A 13,536-nucleotide genomic window follows, 5' to 3' on the forward strand; every position below is an offset into this window, starting at 1 on the left:
CGAACGAGCGCGGGCGGCGCCGTCGGCTGGCTCTACGCTGAACGCCATGGCCTTTCCTCCCGAGCCCTACGCACCTTCCGGGCGCCCGCTGCAGCCCCCGAGCCAGCAGCCGCAGACCGCACCGTGGGGAGCGGGTGGACCACCGGCACCGGCCCAGGCGCCCTGGCAGCCGCCCCGGCGGCGGCGCGGCGGCACGGTCCTCGTCGTCGTCGGGATCGGCGTCGCGGTGCTCGCGCTCATCGCGACGATCGCGCAGATCGCCGTCCTCACCAGCGCCGGCGCCGCGCTCATCGGCGGCCTTGTCGCCCTCGTCCCGCTGACCGCCGTCCTCCTCGGCATCCGGTGGATCGACCGCTGGGAGCCCGAGCCCAGGTACGCGCTGCTCTTCGCCTTCCTGTGGGGCGCCGGCGTCTCCACGCTCGTGTCGATCTGGCTCAACACCGCCTTCACCACGGCCGTCTACTACAGCACCGGCAACGTCGAGACCTCCGAGATCCTCGGCGCCGCGCTCGGGGCGCCGCTCATCGAGGAGACCGCGAAGGGGCTGGGCGTGCTCATCCTCTTCCTCGCCCGGCGCCGGTACTTCGACGGGCCGGTCGACGGCATCGTCTACGCCGCCATGGTGGCCGCGGGCTTCGCCTTCGTCGAGAACATCCTCTACTTCGGCCGCTCGATCGAGATCCTCCCGCAGATCTTCGTCATGCGCGGGATCCTCTCGCCCTTCGCGCACGTGCTGTTCACCGTGGCCATCGGCATCGCGCTCGGCCTCGCGGCGCGCAGCCGCTCGTCGCTGGCCTGGCTCTGGGCACTGCCGATCGGCTGGGTGGTGGCGGTGTGCCTCCACGCCCTGTGGAACGGGAGCACCTTCACCGGGTCCTTCTTCGGCATCTACGTCATCGTCCAGGTCCCGCTGTTCGTCTCGGCGATCATCCTCGTCGCGTGGCTGCGCCGCCGCGAACGGCGGATCATTACCGCCCGCCTCGTCGAGTACGCCCGCGCCGGGTGGCTCGCCCCGCACGAGGTCACCATGCTCGGCTCCTTCCCCGGCCGGCGCGCCGCACTCGCCTGGGCGGCCCGCGGCGGCCCGTCGGCGAAGGCCGCGATGAAGACCTTCCAGCGCTCCGCCACCGCCCTCGCCCTGGCACGCCAGCGCTTCGCGACCGGCCGCGGTGAGTCGACCTACCACCACGACGAGCGCGTCCTCCTCGACACCGTCACCTCCTCCCGCACCGCCTTCCTCCAGGCGTTGTCCGGCGCGCGCTGACCCCCTCGCCGTCGGGGCGTCCGCTCTCAGCCGATCTGCCCACAGCAGCGTGGGCTCCCTACTGAGGCCGCCCCGCCACAAACTCGGGCCATGAGCAACCACGCCCCGACCATCGACGACCAGCTCGTCTCCGGCCTCCTGACCCAACGTGTCGTCGTCCTCGGCGACCAGCTCGACCAGAACCTCGGCAACCGGCTGTGCGGCCAGCTCCTCCTCCTGTCCGCGGAGGACCCGCGCAAGGACATCACCCTGTGGATCAGCTCGCCGGGCGGCTCGGTGCCCGCGATGCTCGCGATCATGGACGTCATGCGCACGATCCCCAACGACGTGCGCACCGTGGCGTTCGGGATGGCGGCCAGCGCCGGGCAGTTCCTGCTCTCGGCAGGCACGAGGGGCAAGCGGTCCGCGCTGCCCCACGCCAAGATCCTCATGCACCAGGGATCGGCAGGCATCGGGGGCACGGCCGTCGACGTCGAGATCCAGGCGGAGGACCTGCGGCACACCCGGGACACTGTCCTCGGCCTCGTTGCCGAGCACACCGGACAGCCGCTCGAGCGCATAGTCGCGGACTCCCAGCGCGACCGCTGGTACACCGCCGAGCAGGCGGTCGACTACGGCTTCATCGACCACGTCGCCGACCGGCTCGACGCGATCGTCCCCGCAGCACCCGTCCCCGCCGGGGTGAGTGCGCGATGAGCAGCTACACGATCCCGTACGTGACCGAACGAAGCGGCGGCGTCGAACGGTCGCTGGACGTCTACAGCAGGCTGCTCGCCGAGCGGATCGTCTACCTCGGGACGGAGATCGACGACGGCGTCGCCAACGCCCTCATCGCCCAGCTTTTCCATCTCGAGTCGGTCGGGCCCGACCTGCCGATCAGCCTCTACATCAACTCACCCGGCGGGTCGCCGTCGGCGATGCTCGCCGTGTACGACACGCTCCAGTACATCGCCCCAGAGGTAGGAACCGTCTGCGTGGGGCAGGCGGTGGGACCGGCAGCGGTCCTGCTCGCCGGCGGGGCGCCTGGGCAGCGGGCGGTGCTCGCCCACGCCAGGGTCGTGCTCCACCAGCCATCCGCCCGCGGGGAGGGCACGATCCCGGACCTGATCCTCCACGCAGACGAGCTCGCCCGGGTGCGCGCCGAGCTCGAGGAGGTCCTCGCACGGCACACGGGCAAGGACGTCGTGACGCTGCGCCGAGACACGGACCGTGACCGCGTCCTGACCGCGCAGGCCGCCGTCGACTACGGCCTGGCCGACCATGTGCTCACCGTGCGGCCACGACCCGCGGCAGTACGCCGATAGCGGTCTCTTCGAGGGCGTGCGGCGACCGCCGGACGCGCAGGTCGGCTGCCGCGTGGGCGGCGGAGTCCTCGGCGAGTCGGGGGAGTGGCCTCGGCCCGGATCAGGCGGCGGGCCGGATCAGGCGGCGAGCAGGACGGCGTCCGGACGGCGGGCGGTCGCCTGGCGGCGGAGGGCTTCCTGCCGGCTCCCGCTGTGTGCTGCGCCGTCGACGACGCTGAGGTGACGTGGCCGCTGGGCGTCGAGGACGAGGGTCACCCGGCGTGTGACGTCGGCGAGGGTGAGGTCCAGTGCGCCCGCGACGGCGGCGAGGACCTCCGACGATGGTTCCTTGCGGCCACGCTCCACCTCGGAGAGGTACTGCGGGGAGACACCCGCACGCGCGGCCACGTCGGCCAAGCGCTCGCCACGGCAGCGTCGGGCCTCTCGAAGGACCGCCCCCGCGACGTCGCGCCAGAGGGCCAGGTCCCTTCGCGCCACCGGTGCCATGCACAGAGACTAGGGGCGCCGTGCCGGTGCCGTGAGGGCGTCCGCCCACGGCGAACGGCACCGATCGCGTTCCCAGCATTGCGGCGAGCGCTCCCTGCGAGCGCGCGAGTACGCCGTACCTAGAACGGTGGCTCGGAGCCCCACAGTGTCGCCGGTGCCGTCCCGGGCGAGCGAGTGGGCGCAGGCGCCCCCGAGGATCCCGCACGCTGTCCCGTGGTCCTCGCCGGGGTCGGCGGGACCGTCACCTCGCTCTTCGCGGACCTCTCGCTGCCGGACGGCCGGGAGAGCTCCGCCCTGCCGACGGACCGGTCGGCGAGCTGGTGGGGGACGGTGCTGGGGTCGGGCAGGCGAGTGCCCTCGGTATCTCGGAACGTCGTGCCGATGTGGGTGCCGTTGGGGCGGTGGAAGTCGAAGCCGTCCGGCCGCGGCGTGATGCGCACGTCGATCTGGTGGACGAGGTGGTGGTGGTAGCTGCACAGGCAGATGCCCTCGGTCAGCGAGGTGCTCCCGCCGCGGGAGAACCAGGTGATGTGGTGGACCTCGGACCAGGAGGCGCGCAGCCGGCAGCCGGGCCACTGGCACCGGCGGTCGCGGGTCATGATCGCCCGGCGCAGCTCCTTGGTGTAGGTGCGCTGGGTGCGCCCGACGTCGAGGGGGACGCCCTTCGCGTTCATGACCATGCGCGTGAACTCGCTGTCGCACATGAGCCGCTCGAGCTCGCCGAGCGGAACGACGGTGCCGTCCTCGAGCTGGGCGGGCGGCACCTGCGGCCAGGCCGGGCGCGGCTGGTCGGGACAGGCCTCGAAGCGTCGGCGGCGGGCCAGGACGCCCACCCAGGTCTCCTCGGTGACGATCAGCGACAGGTGGGGGCGGACCTGGGCACCGACGAGGGCGGAGCCGACCTGCAGGGTGCGGCCGGCCATGGTGGTGAGGGCGTCGGCCATGCGCTGCTCGCGGGTGCGATCGTCGTCCGCGGCCGGGCGTCCGACGATCGCCTCCAGCGCGGTGCGCAGCTCCTCGCCCGCGACGGCGTCGAGGAAGAACTCACCGGCAACGCCGCCGGCGTGCTTCCGCATGGTCAGCGACCGGCGGCGCCGGGCCGCGTCGAACTCGGCCTGCGCCGCGGCGGAGTCGATGGTGGCGGACCAGGCACGCGCCTGCTTGGCGAGCTCGGGAGCGCTCAGCTGGCCACGGGTGGCACGCGTGACGAGGTCGTCCAGGCCGCCGGCGTCGAGGGCCGCCTGGACCTCGGTGGAGGCCTTGTCCCGCAGCCGGGTGAGAGTTCTCGCGTGCTCGAGGTTGAGCTCACCGCGCTCGACAGCCTCGGCCACCGCCGGCATCTCCGCGAGCCCCTGTGCCAGCTGCACGTCGCCCACCGCGGAGCCGCGACCCGTCCCGGTCTTCCGGGACCTCCAGTCGGCGAAGTCCCGGTCGCGGACCGAAGCCCACCGGCCCTGTTCCCGGTGAGCCAGCAGCACCTGGCCGCGGTAGACGGTCAGCTCCTGGATGGCGGCGTCCAGGCTCGCGATGACACTCTCCCGGGTCTCGTTCGCCCACGAGCCGGCCGCGCCGCCGGGCGCCGAGTCCCGCAGGGCGGAAACGCTGCGTCGCACCGTGTCGGCGAGGAGAGCGGGCGCGGGTGACTCCGACGTGGTCATTGCCTCCACCTCCCGTGGTCGAACGCTTGTACTAAGCGTAGTGCCGGGGTCTGACACGCAGGCTGGGCGGGACGGGCGATGTGGACGACGGCGGTATCCACACCTCCCGGAAGAACTCTGCGCTCGGCGGGAAAGCGGGCGGGGAGCGGGGGAGGAGGAGCCGTCGGCACGGCAGACGCCGGATCTCTCGAATGCCTTCCGCCCGAGCCGGGGGCGCGGCACGATGAACGCCTCGCCGCGACGAAGGGGGCCCCATGACACTCGCAGGACACGCTGCCGCGCTGGAGGGCCTCCGCGGCGTGCTTCGCGGCCCGGTCCGGCTCCCCGGGGACCCCGACTTCGACGACGTCCGCCGCCCGTGGAACCTCAGCGTCGAGCAGGGCGTCGCGGCCGTCGTCTCCGCCGCCGACGCGGCCGACGTCGCGGAGCTCGTCCGCTACGCCGCCCGTGTCGGCGTCGGGGTCTCCCCGCAGCCGATCGGGCACGGTGCCACAGGCTCGGCGGCGGGCACCGTCCTCCTGCGCACCGGCCAGCTGGACCGGATCGACGTCGACCCGGTCGCCCGGACCGCGAGGATCGGCGCCGGCGTGCGCTCGGGCGACCTTCAGCGCGCCGTCGCGGAGCACGGTCTCACCGCGCTCCCGGGCAGCTCGCCGGAGGTGAGTGTCGCCGGCGTCGCCCTCGGGGGCGGCCTCAGCTGGTTCGGACGCGCCTTCGGCTGGGTCTCGGACAGCGTCACCGCCCTCGACGTCGTCGACGCCGACGGCGCGGCCCGCACGGTCAGCCCGGAGAGCGACCCGGATCTGTTCTGGGCGCTGCGCGGGGGCGGCGGTGACTACGCGGTCGTCACCGGCCTGGAGCTCACGCTGCACGCGGCACCCTCCGTCGTCGGCGGCCGGGTGCTGTGGGAGGGCCGCCACGCCCGCCGGGTCGCCGAGGCGTACCGGGCGCTCACCGCCGACGCGCCCCGCGAGCTCACGGTGTGGCTCGAGCTCATGCGCTTCCCCTGGTCGGACCCCATGGTGGCCCTCGACGTGACCTTCCTGGGGACCGAGGAGGACGCACGCGAGGCGATGGCGCTCCTCGACCACCTCCCGCAACCGCTGGCGGACAGCCGCCGGCCGATGTCAGTCGCCGAGCTCGGCACGATCACCGACGAGCCGACAGAACCGGCCCCCGGCGTGTCGCGCGGCGAGGTCCTCACCCGGATCGACGACGACGTCGTCTCGGCTCTCGTCGCCGACCCCGGACCGCTCAACCTCGTCCAGGTCCGTCACCTCGGCGGCGCCCTCGCCGAGCCCAGCGACTCACCTCACGGGCCGCTCGAGGAGCCGCACCTCCTCTACCTCCTGGGCGTGCCGGCCTCCCCGGACAGCGCCGGCGCCATCGCGACGGCGCAGCAGGAGCTGGCCCGTGCCCTGCCGTCCAACGGCCGCAAGCCGGTGACCTTTCTCGGACCGGGGGAGCACCTGGGCCAGGCGCTGCCCGCGGCGTCGCTCGACCGGCTACGCCGGATCAAGACCGAACGGGACCCGCGCCGGGTCCTGCGGAGCAGTGCCAGTGTCCTCGACATCCCTCACGATGCAGCGCCCTGAGGTCGTCGACGGCTCCGGTGACCCCGCCGGCACCTGGCAGTCAGCCGCGTTCCGAGACGCGGCGCTCGGCTGGGTGCGGGACGTCCTCGCCGCCCGGGGGACCGCCGTCCTGGGGGAGCTGACGACCCACCGGGTCCGGTTCTGGTCCGCCGTCCTCACGGTCCGCACCGACCGCGGCGTGTACTGGTTCAAGGCGACGAACCCCGGGCAGGCCTTCGAGGGACCGCTGCTCGAGTGCCTCGGCCGACTGGTGCACCGCCACATCGTCGCCCCCGCCGCCGTGGACGAGACCCGGGGGTGGTTCCTCCTGCCCGACGGCGGACCGTCCGTGGCCGCCGACGTCGATGCCGCGAGGTGGGAGGAGCTCGTCGTCCAGGTCGCGCGCCTCCAGACCGAGCTCGTGGGCCACGGGAAGGAGCTGGCAGCATTAGGGCTGCCATCCCTCCTCCCGGGCCATGCGGACGAGTACGCCACCTCGCTCGTCGAGTCGCTCGCCCGGCTCCCTGCGGGCCACCCCCAGCACCTCACTGGGGAGGAGGCGCACCGGCTCCTGCGCGGCCTGGCACAGACGGCGCCGCTCCTCGCCGAGCTCGCGTCGTCCGGGGTGCCACCGACGCTCCAGCCCAACGACACGAGCCCGGCCAACGCCGTCCGGGCGGCGGACCGCTCCGGCTACCGGTTCCTCGACCTCGGGGACGCGTTCTGGTCCCACCCCTTCGCCGTCCTGCAGGTCCCGCTCCGGATGGCGACCGGGAGCTGGCCCGGCCCGCCTGCCAGGGAGAGCAGACTTCGGGAGCGGCTCGTCCGCGCCTACGTCGAGCAGTGGCCACAGGTGACCCCGGGCCGCAACGCCGACCGGCTCGTCGACGCCGCGGACCGGCTCGCCAGCCTCCACCGGGCCGAGTCATGGCGACGTCTCCTCGCGCACGTCGACCCCGCCCGGCTCGGTGTGCCGACTCCGCGCCTGGCGGACTGGCTCGCCGACGCGGCTCGCCCGCTCGACCGGACGCCGAAGCGGACCTGGCACTCCACCACGGCGAGCACTGGCAGACCACGATGACCGACGAGCGCACCGTCCGCCGCCTCCTCGCCGACCACGGCCGAGAGGCCGGGACGGTACGGCTGCTGGGCGCCGGCCTCGACCATGCCGCCTACGAGGTCGACGGCGAGCTCGTCGTGCGCCTCACCGCGGCCGACGGCGAGGCACCCCGGGAGGCGCGCCTCCTCCGCGCCGTCGGCGCCGTCGCACCGCTCCCGGTCCCGGTCCCGCTGATCGTCGCCCCCGGGTGCCTCGCGTACCGGAAGCTCCCGGGACGGCCCCTCATCGAGCTCCCCGACGCGCCCCGGCTCGCCACCGCCGTCGGGGCCGCGCTCGGCGAGCTCCTCGCCGTCGTGCACGCGCTGCCGGTCGAGGAGCTGGGCGGCGTCGTCGGCGTGGACGCGACACCGCTCACCGAGTGGGTCGCCGAGGCGCGGGACACGTGGCCAGGCCTCCGGGAGGCGGTTCCCGCCGCGCACCGTCCCGCCGTCGAGGACTTCCTCGCCCAGGAGCCCCCGCCCGACGGCGCCGCCCAGGTCCTCGCCCACAACGACCTCGGCGTCGAGCACGTCCTCGTCGACGCGTCCGGGCGGGTCACCGGCGTCATCGACTGGAGCGACGCCGCGCTCACCGACCCCGCCCGTGACCTCGGACTGATATACCGCGACCTCGGCCCTCAGGGGCTTGACGCCGCCCTCACCGTCTACGGCGAGGTGGGGGACGACGTGGTCCGCCGCGCCGAGCTCTACGCACGGTGCGGAGCCCTCGAGGACCTCGCCTACGGGCTGCAGACCAGCCGCACCGGCTACGTGACCAAGACGCTGCGCTCGCTCACGTGGCTCTTCCCGACGGCCGCGACGCTCATCGGTGAGACGCGCCATCCCGTCATCTAGACTGACCGGGTCCTTCCCCCGATCCTCTCGAGGTCATCGTGTCCCAGGAAAACCCAACGGTCGGCACCGCACGCGTCAAGCGTGGGATGGCCGAGATGCTCAAGGGCGGCGTCATCATGGACGTCGTCACCCCCGAGCAGGCCCGGATCGCGGAGGACGCCGGTGCCGTCGCCGTCATGGCCCTCGAGCGCGTCCCCGCCGACATCCGCTCCCAGGGCGGGGTGTCGCGCATGAGCGACCCGGACATGATCGACGGCATCATCTCTGCCGTCTCGATCCCCGTCATGGCCAAGGCCCGCATCGGCCACTTCGTCGAGGCGCAGGTCCTCCAGAGCCTTGGCGTCGACTACGTCGACGAGTCGGAGGTGCTCAGCCCCGCCGACTACGAGCACCACATCGACAAGTGGCAGTTCACCGTGCCCTTCGTGTGCGGGGCGACGAACCTCGGCGAGGCGCTCCGCCGCATCTCCGAGGGCGCGGCGATGATCCGCTCCAAGGGCGAGGCCGGCACCGGTGACGTCTCCAACGCCACCACCCACATGCGCCGCATCCGCCAGGACATCCGCCGCCTCACCTCGCTGCCCGAGGACGAGCTCTTCGTCGCCGCCAAGGAGCTGCAGGCCCCCTACGACCTCGTCGCCGAGGTGGCGCGCACGGGGCAGCTGCCCGTCGTCCTGTTCACGGCCGGCGGCATCGCCACCCCCGCCGACGCCGCGATGATGATGCAGCTCGGCGCCCAGGGCGTCTTCGTCGGCTCGGGCATCTTCAAGTCCGGCAATCCGGCGCAGCGCGCGGCCGCCATCGTCAAGGCGACGACCTTCCACGACGACCCCGACGTCGTCGCCCAGGTCTCCCGCGGGCTGGGTGAGGCGATGGTCGGCCTCAACGTCGACGAGGTGCCCGTCCCGCACCGGCTCGCCGAGCGCGGTTGGTGACGACGTACGGCCTGGGTCCCGACTGGGTCCCGGGCCCGGACGGCGTACCCTTCCGGCGCGCCGCACGCGTCATCCTCCTCGACGACGCCGACCGCCTCCTCCTCGTGCGCGGCCACGACGCGGGGGAGACCAGCCGCTCGTGGTGGTTCACGGTGGGCGGTGGCCTCGAGCCGGGGGAGGACCCCCGTGCGGGCGCGCTGCGGGAGCTGCGCGAGGAGACCGGTCTGCAGGTGGCGACCGAGCAGCTCGAGGGGCCGGTCCTCACCCGCAGCGCCGTCTTCGACTTCGCCGCCGTGACGTGCCGCCAGGACGAGGAGTTCTTCCTCGCCCGCGGCACGGACACGCACCTGGACGACACGGGCTGGACCGAGCTCGAGCAGGACGTCCTCGACGAGCTGCGCTGGTGGCACCTCGACGAGCTCGACGCGGCCGTCGCCGCCGGCGCGGTCGTGTACCCGCGCCTCCTGCCCGGGCTCGCGCGCCGTCTCGCGGGCGGCTGGGACGGGACCAGCGAGCACGTCGTCGAGTAGCACGCCCGCGCCGTCGTAGACTGGTGGTTCGTGACCTCCCCTCGCATCGGCGTCCTGGCTCTCCAGGGTGACGTGCGCGAGCACCTCGCGGCTCTCGAGGCCGCCGGTGCACGTGCCGTCCCCGTGCGGCGCACCGGTGAGCTCGCCGCCGTCGACGGTCTCGTCCTGCCGGGCGGGGAGTCGACGACGATCGGCAAGCTGCTCGTCGCCTTCGGCCTGCTCGCCCGGCTGCGGCAGCTCGTCGGCGAGGGTCTGCCCGTCTACGGCTCGTGCGCCGGGATGGTGCTGCTCGCCGACCGGGTGGCCGACGCGCACGGCCCGCTCGTGGGCGGCATGGACGTCACCGTTCGGCGCAACGCCTTCGGGCGGCAGGTCGACTCCTTCGAGGAGGACCTCCTGGCCCCCGGGCTCGGCATCGACGGCGACCCACTCCGCGCCGTCTACATCCGCGCACCGTGGGTGGAGGAGGCCGGCGACGGCGTCGAGGTCCTCGCACGCGTGAGGTCGGGACCCGCCGCCGGTAGGATCGTGGCAGCTCGACAGGGCGCGCTGCTCGCCACCGCCTTCCACCCGGAGATCAGCGACGACGCACGGGTGCACCGCGCGTTCGTCGACCAGGTGCGTGCACACGCCTAGCGCAACCTGTCCCAGCGTCCCGTGAGGGACCCCGTCGTCAGCAAGGAGCACACAGTGTCCGGTCACTCCAAGTGGGCCACCACCAAGCACAAGAAGGCCGCGATCGACGCGAAGCGCGGCAAGCTCTTCGCACGCCTCGTCAAGAACATCGAGGTGGCCGCCCGCACGGGCGGAGGCGACCCGGCCGGCAACCCGACCCTCTTCGACGCCATCCAGAAGGCGAAGCGGAACTCGGTCCCGGCGGACAACATCGACCGCGCCGTCAAGCGCGGCTCCGGTGCCGAGGCCGGCGGCGCCGACTACGAGACGATCATGTACGAGGGCTACGCCTCGGGCGGCGTCGCCGTCCTCGTGGAGTGCCTCACCGACAACCGCAACCGCGCCGCCTCCGACGTGCGCGTCGCCTTCACCCGCAATGGCGGGACGCTCGCCGACCCCGGTTCGGTGTCCTACCTGTTCAACCGCCGCGGCGTCGTCATCGTGCCCAAGACCGACGGGCTCACCGAGGACGACGTCCTGGGCGCCGTACTCGACGCGGGCGCCGAGGAGGTCAACGACCACGGCGAGGCCTTCCAGGTCCTCAGCGAGGCCAGCGACGTCGTCGCCGTGCGTACCGCGCTGCAGGAGGCCGGGCTGGAGTACGACTCGGCCGAGGCGCAGTTCGTCCCGTCGATGGAGGTCGAGGTCGACGTCGAGGGCGCCCGCAAGGTGCTGCGCCTCATCGACGCGCTCGAGGACTGCGACGACGTCCAGAACGTCTTCGCGAACTTCGACGCCTCCGACGAGGTCCTCGCCGCGCTCGACGAGGACTGACGCCGGGCGGTGTCGCTCCCGCGGCACGTCCCACCCGGCTGCGACACTGGGGCCATGCGCGTCCTCGGAGTCGACCCCGGCCTCACCCGTTGCGGCCTGGGGATCGTCGACTCCGACTCGCGGCGCGCCCTGTCGCTCGTCGAGGTGGGCGTGCTGCGCACCCCGCCGGACATGCCGATCCAGCAGCGGCTGCTCACCATCTCGGCGGGCATCGAGGAGTGGATCGTGCGCCACGACGTCGACGCCGTCGCCGTCGAGCGCGTCTTCGCCCAGCACAACGTCGCCTCGGTCATGGGCACGGCGCAGGTGGCCGGGCTGGCCATGGTCGCCGCCGCGCGCGCCGGCCTGCCGCTCGGCATGCACACGCCCAGTGAGGTCAAGGCCGCCGTCACCGGCTCCGGGCGGGCCGACAAGCCCCAGGTGCAGGAGATGGTGCGCCGCATCCTCCGGCTCGCCGAGCGGCCCGAGCCCGCCGACGCCGCCGACGCCCTGGCCCTGGCGGTGTGCCACCTGTGGCGCGGCGGCACGCCCGGTGCCGGTCCCGCCGCCCGGCAGGCCACGCCGGCGCAGGAGGCCTGGGCGCGGGCCGAGCTCGCGGCGCGTCGGGCGCGGCCTGTCAGCCGCACCCGGTAACCTTCTTCGCACACACGTTCGCCCGGCTGTGCTCCGGGCCGGGATTGGAGCAGCCGTGATCGCCAGCGTCCGGGGGACCGTCGAGTCCGTGCGACTCGACTCCGCCGTCGTCGAGGTCGGCGGGATCGGGCTGCGCCTGCAGGCCACCCCCGCCACCCTGGCCGGCCTGCGCACCGGCTCGGACGCCCGCCTGGCCACCGCCCTCGTCGTGCGCGAGGACTCCCTCACCCTCTTCGGCTTCGCCGACGACGACGAGCGCGCGGTCTTCGAGATCCTGCAGACCGTCAGCGGGGTGGGCCCGCGCCTGGCCCTGGCCGTGCTCGCCGTCCACCAGCCCGACGAGCTGCGCGCCGCCGTCGCCGCCGAGGACGTCGCCGCCCTCACCCGCGTCCCCGGCATCGGGAAGAAGGGCGCCCAGCGCATCCTCCTCGAGATCGGGGACAAGCTCGGCCCCGCCCGGGGCGAGGTGCGCGCCGCCCCGGCCACCACCGACACCCAGCCCGAGGTCGTCGACGCCCTCGTCCAGCTCGGCTGGTCCGCCAAGGCCGCCGAGGACGCCGTCGCGACGGTGCTCGCCGAGCCGGCCGCCGACCGTGACGTCGCCGCCGTCCTCCGCGGCGCCCTGCAGCACCTGGGAGGACACGCCCGTGGCTGACGACGCCGCCTTCCTCGACGCCGAGGCCGACGAGCTCGAGCGCGCCGCCGAGGCGGCCCTGCGCCCCCGGAGGCTGACGGACTTCGTGGGCCAGGCGGTCGTGCGCGACCAGCTGGCCCTCGTCCTGGACGCCGCCCGGGCGCGCGGCGCGGCACCGGACCACGTCCTGCTCTCCGGCCCTCCCGGCCTGGGCAAGACGACCCTCGCGATGATCATCGCCGCGGAGACCGAGGGGGCGCTGCGCCTCACCTCGGGGCCGGCCGTCCAGCACCCCGGGGACCTCGCGGCGATCCTGTCCTCCCTCCAGGAGCACGACGTCCTGTTCATCGACGAGATCCACCGCCTGGCTCGGCCGGTGGAGGAGATGCTCTACCTCGCGATGGAGGACTTCCGGGTCGACGTCGTCGTCGGCAAGGGGCCCGGGGCCACCGCGATCCCGCTGACGCTGCCCCGCTTCACCGTCGTCGGGGCCACCACGCGCGCCGGCCTGCTGCCCGCGCCGCTGCGCGACCGCTTCGGCTTCACCGGCCACCTCGAGTTCTACTCACCGGCCGAGCTCGAGCAGGTGCTCGGCCGCAGCGCCCGCCTCCTCGGTGCCGAGCTCGACCCCGCGGCTGCCGCAGAGCTCGCCGGCCGCTCCCGCGGCACGCCCCGCATCGCCAACCGCCTGCTGCGGCGCGTGCAGGACTGGGCCCAGGTGCGGGGGACCGGCACCCTCGACCTCGCGGCCGCGCACGCCGCCCTCGAGCTCTTCGAGGTGGACGCCCGCGGCCTCGACCGCCTCGACCGTGCGGTGCTGCGGGCCCTGTGCGAGCGCTTCGGCGGGGGGCCGGTCGGCCTGTCCACCCTCGCCGTCGCCGTGGGGGAGGAGCCCGAGACGGTCGAGACCGTCGCCGAGCCCTTCCTCGTCCGCGAGGGCTTCGTCTCGCGCACGCCGCGCGGACGTGTCGCCACGGCGGCCGCCTACGAGCACCTGGGCCTCACCCGCCCGGACGACGGCGCGCTGTGGGGCTGAGGGCGGTTTCGTCCTGTCAGCGCCGTCACCTAGACTCAATCAGTATTTTGCCGCCGGTGGGCGCCGCGCACGCGTGAGCC

The 13,536-nt window shown here is 73.9% G+C and carries 15 protein-coding genes; 13 read left to right on the plus strand and 2 right to left on the minus strand.

All coding sequences use genetic code 11. The features are described 5' to 3' along the window. Positions 1–46 precede the first annotated feature (46 nt). The 3 genes from AA0005_RS09330 (at position 47) to AA0005_RS09340 (ending at position 2,568) form a co-directional block, all read left to right on the plus strand. On the plus strand, positions 47–1,264 hold the full coding sequence (locus AA0005_RS09330) for a PrsW family intramembrane metalloprotease (RefSeq protein WP_413449899.1): 1,218 nt from the start codon (positions 47–49) through the stop codon (positions 1,262–1,264). Positions 1,265–1,354: 90 nt separating this feature from the next. Then, positions 1,355–1,960 carry a ClpP family protease gene (locus tag AA0005_RS09335; protein WP_413449900.1) on the plus strand — a complete coding sequence of 202 codons (606 nt, stop codon included), beginning with the start codon at positions 1,355–1,357 and terminating at the stop codon, positions 1,958–1,960. Next, entirely contained in the window at positions 1,957–2,568 is a 612-nt protein-coding gene (locus AA0005_RS09340; RefSeq protein WP_413449901.1) for a ClpP family protease, read from the plus strand. Before AA0005_RS09335 ends, AA0005_RS09340 begins: the two co-directional genes overlap by 4 nt. A 117-nt stretch (positions 2,569–2,685) precedes the next feature. Here the strand turns inward: AA0005_RS09340 and AA0005_RS09345 are convergent, their stop codons facing one another. Beyond that, positions 2,686–2,955, minus strand: a complete 270-nt coding sequence (locus AA0005_RS09345; RefSeq protein ID WP_413453080.1) for a helix-turn-helix domain-containing protein — start codon at positions 2,953–2,955, stop codon at positions 2,686–2,688. Between the two features lie 218 nt (positions 2,956–3,173). After that, a complete protein-coding gene (locus AA0005_RS09350) occupies positions 3,174–4,712 on the minus strand; it encodes a DUF222 domain-containing protein (RefSeq protein WP_413449902.1) in 1,539 nt (512 codons plus the stop codon). 254 nt (positions 4,713–4,966) lie between these two features. Between AA0005_RS09350 and AA0005_RS09355 the strand changes: the two genes are divergently transcribed. Genes AA0005_RS09355 through ruvB form a run of 10 tightly spaced genes read left to right on the plus strand, consistent with a single transcriptional unit; the run spans position 4,967 to position 13,456 of the window. Then, positions 4,967–6,307, plus strand: a complete 1,341-nt coding sequence (locus AA0005_RS09355) for an FAD-binding oxidoreductase (RefSeq protein WP_413449903.1) — start codon at positions 4,967–4,969, stop codon at positions 6,305–6,307. Further along, the gene (locus AA0005_RS09360; RefSeq protein WP_413449904.1) at positions 6,273–7,367 is read left to right on the plus strand and encodes a hypothetical protein; all 1,095 of its coding nucleotides are present in this window, start codon (positions 6,273–6,275) and stop codon (positions 7,365–7,367) included. The genes AA0005_RS09355 and AA0005_RS09360 overlap by 35 nt, the downstream gene beginning before the upstream one ends. Continuing rightward, positions 7,364–8,239 (plus strand): phosphotransferase family protein, encoded by an 876-nt coding sequence (locus AA0005_RS09365; RefSeq protein ID WP_413449905.1) that lies wholly within the window; start codon positions 7,364–7,366, stop codon positions 8,237–8,239. The genes AA0005_RS09360 and AA0005_RS09365 overlap by 4 nt, the downstream gene beginning before the upstream one ends. 35 nt (positions 8,240–8,274) lie before the next feature. Further along, entirely contained in the window at positions 8,275–9,174 is a 900-nt protein-coding gene (gene pdxS / locus AA0005_RS09370; RefSeq protein ID WP_413453081.1) for a pyridoxal 5'-phosphate synthase lyase subunit PdxS, read from the plus strand. Continuing rightward, positions 9,171–9,704 (plus strand): NUDIX hydrolase, encoded by a 534-nt coding sequence (locus AA0005_RS09375; protein WP_413453082.1) that lies wholly within the window; start codon positions 9,171–9,173, stop codon positions 9,702–9,704. Before pdxS ends, AA0005_RS09375 begins: the two co-directional genes overlap by 4 nt. Before the next feature lie 30 nt (positions 9,705–9,734). After that, positions 9,735–10,340 carry a pyridoxal 5'-phosphate synthase glutaminase subunit PdxT gene (gene pdxT, locus AA0005_RS09380; RefSeq protein ID WP_413449906.1) on the plus strand — a complete coding sequence of 202 codons (606 nt, stop codon included), beginning with the start codon at positions 9,735–9,737 and terminating at the stop codon, positions 10,338–10,340. Positions 10,341–10,394: 54 nt separating this feature from the next. Beyond that, on the plus strand, positions 10,395–11,153 hold the full coding sequence (locus AA0005_RS09385) for a YebC/PmpR family DNA-binding transcriptional regulator (protein ID WP_413449907.1): 759 nt from the start codon (positions 10,395–10,397) through the stop codon (positions 11,151–11,153). 54 nt (positions 11,154–11,207) lie between these two features. Then, a complete protein-coding gene (ruvC, locus tag AA0005_RS09390) occupies positions 11,208–11,786 on the plus strand; it encodes a crossover junction endodeoxyribonuclease RuvC (protein ID WP_413449908.1) in 579 nt (192 codons plus the stop codon). A 55-nt stretch (positions 11,787–11,841) separates the two neighbouring features. After that, positions 11,842–12,441 carry a Holliday junction branch migration protein RuvA gene (gene ruvA, locus AA0005_RS09395; protein ID WP_413449909.1) on the plus strand — a complete coding sequence of 200 codons (600 nt, stop codon included), beginning with the start codon at positions 11,842–11,844 and terminating at the stop codon, positions 12,439–12,441. Beyond that, positions 12,434–13,456, plus strand: a complete 1,023-nt coding sequence (gene ruvB, locus AA0005_RS09400; protein ID WP_413449910.1) for a Holliday junction branch migration DNA helicase RuvB — start codon at positions 12,434–12,436, stop codon at positions 13,454–13,456. The genes ruvA and ruvB overlap by 8 nt, the downstream gene beginning before the upstream one ends. Positions 13,457–13,536 lie beyond the last annotated feature (80 nt).

Origin of the sequence: Georgenia phoenicis (genome assembly GCF_047302425.1) — a bacterium.
GTDB lineage: Bacteria > Actinomycetota > Actinomycetes > Actinomycetales > Actinomycetaceae > Oceanitalea.

Excerpts from the sequence above, each read along its gene's own strand:
- AA0005_RS09355 (WP_413449903.1), top strand. The coding sequence starts at position 4,967 with ATGACACTCGCAGGACACGCTGCCGCGCTGGAGGGCCTCCGCGGCGTG.
- AA0005_RS09330 (WP_413449899.1), top strand. The coding sequence starts at position 47 with ATGGCCTTTCCTCCCGAGCCCTACGCACCTTCCGGGCGCCCGCTGCAG.
- AA0005_RS09350 (WP_413449902.1), bottom strand. The coding sequence starts at position 4,712 with ATGACCACGTCGGAGTCACCCGCGCCCGCTCTCCTCGCCGACACGGTG.
- AA0005_RS09365 (WP_413449905.1), top strand. The coding sequence starts at position 7,364 with ATGACCGACGAGCGCACCGTCCGCCGCCTCCTCGCCGACCACGGCCGA.
- AA0005_RS09335 (WP_413449900.1), top strand. The coding sequence starts at position 1,355 with ATGAGCAACCACGCCCCGACCATCGACGACCAGCTCGTCTCCGGCCTC.
- ruvC (WP_413449908.1), top strand. The coding sequence starts at position 11,208 with ATGCGCGTCCTCGGAGTCGACCCCGGCCTCACCCGTTGCGGCCTGGGG.
- AA0005_RS09340 (WP_413449901.1), top strand. The coding sequence starts at position 1,957 with ATGAGCAGCTACACGATCCCGTACGTGACCGAACGAAGCGGCGGCGTC.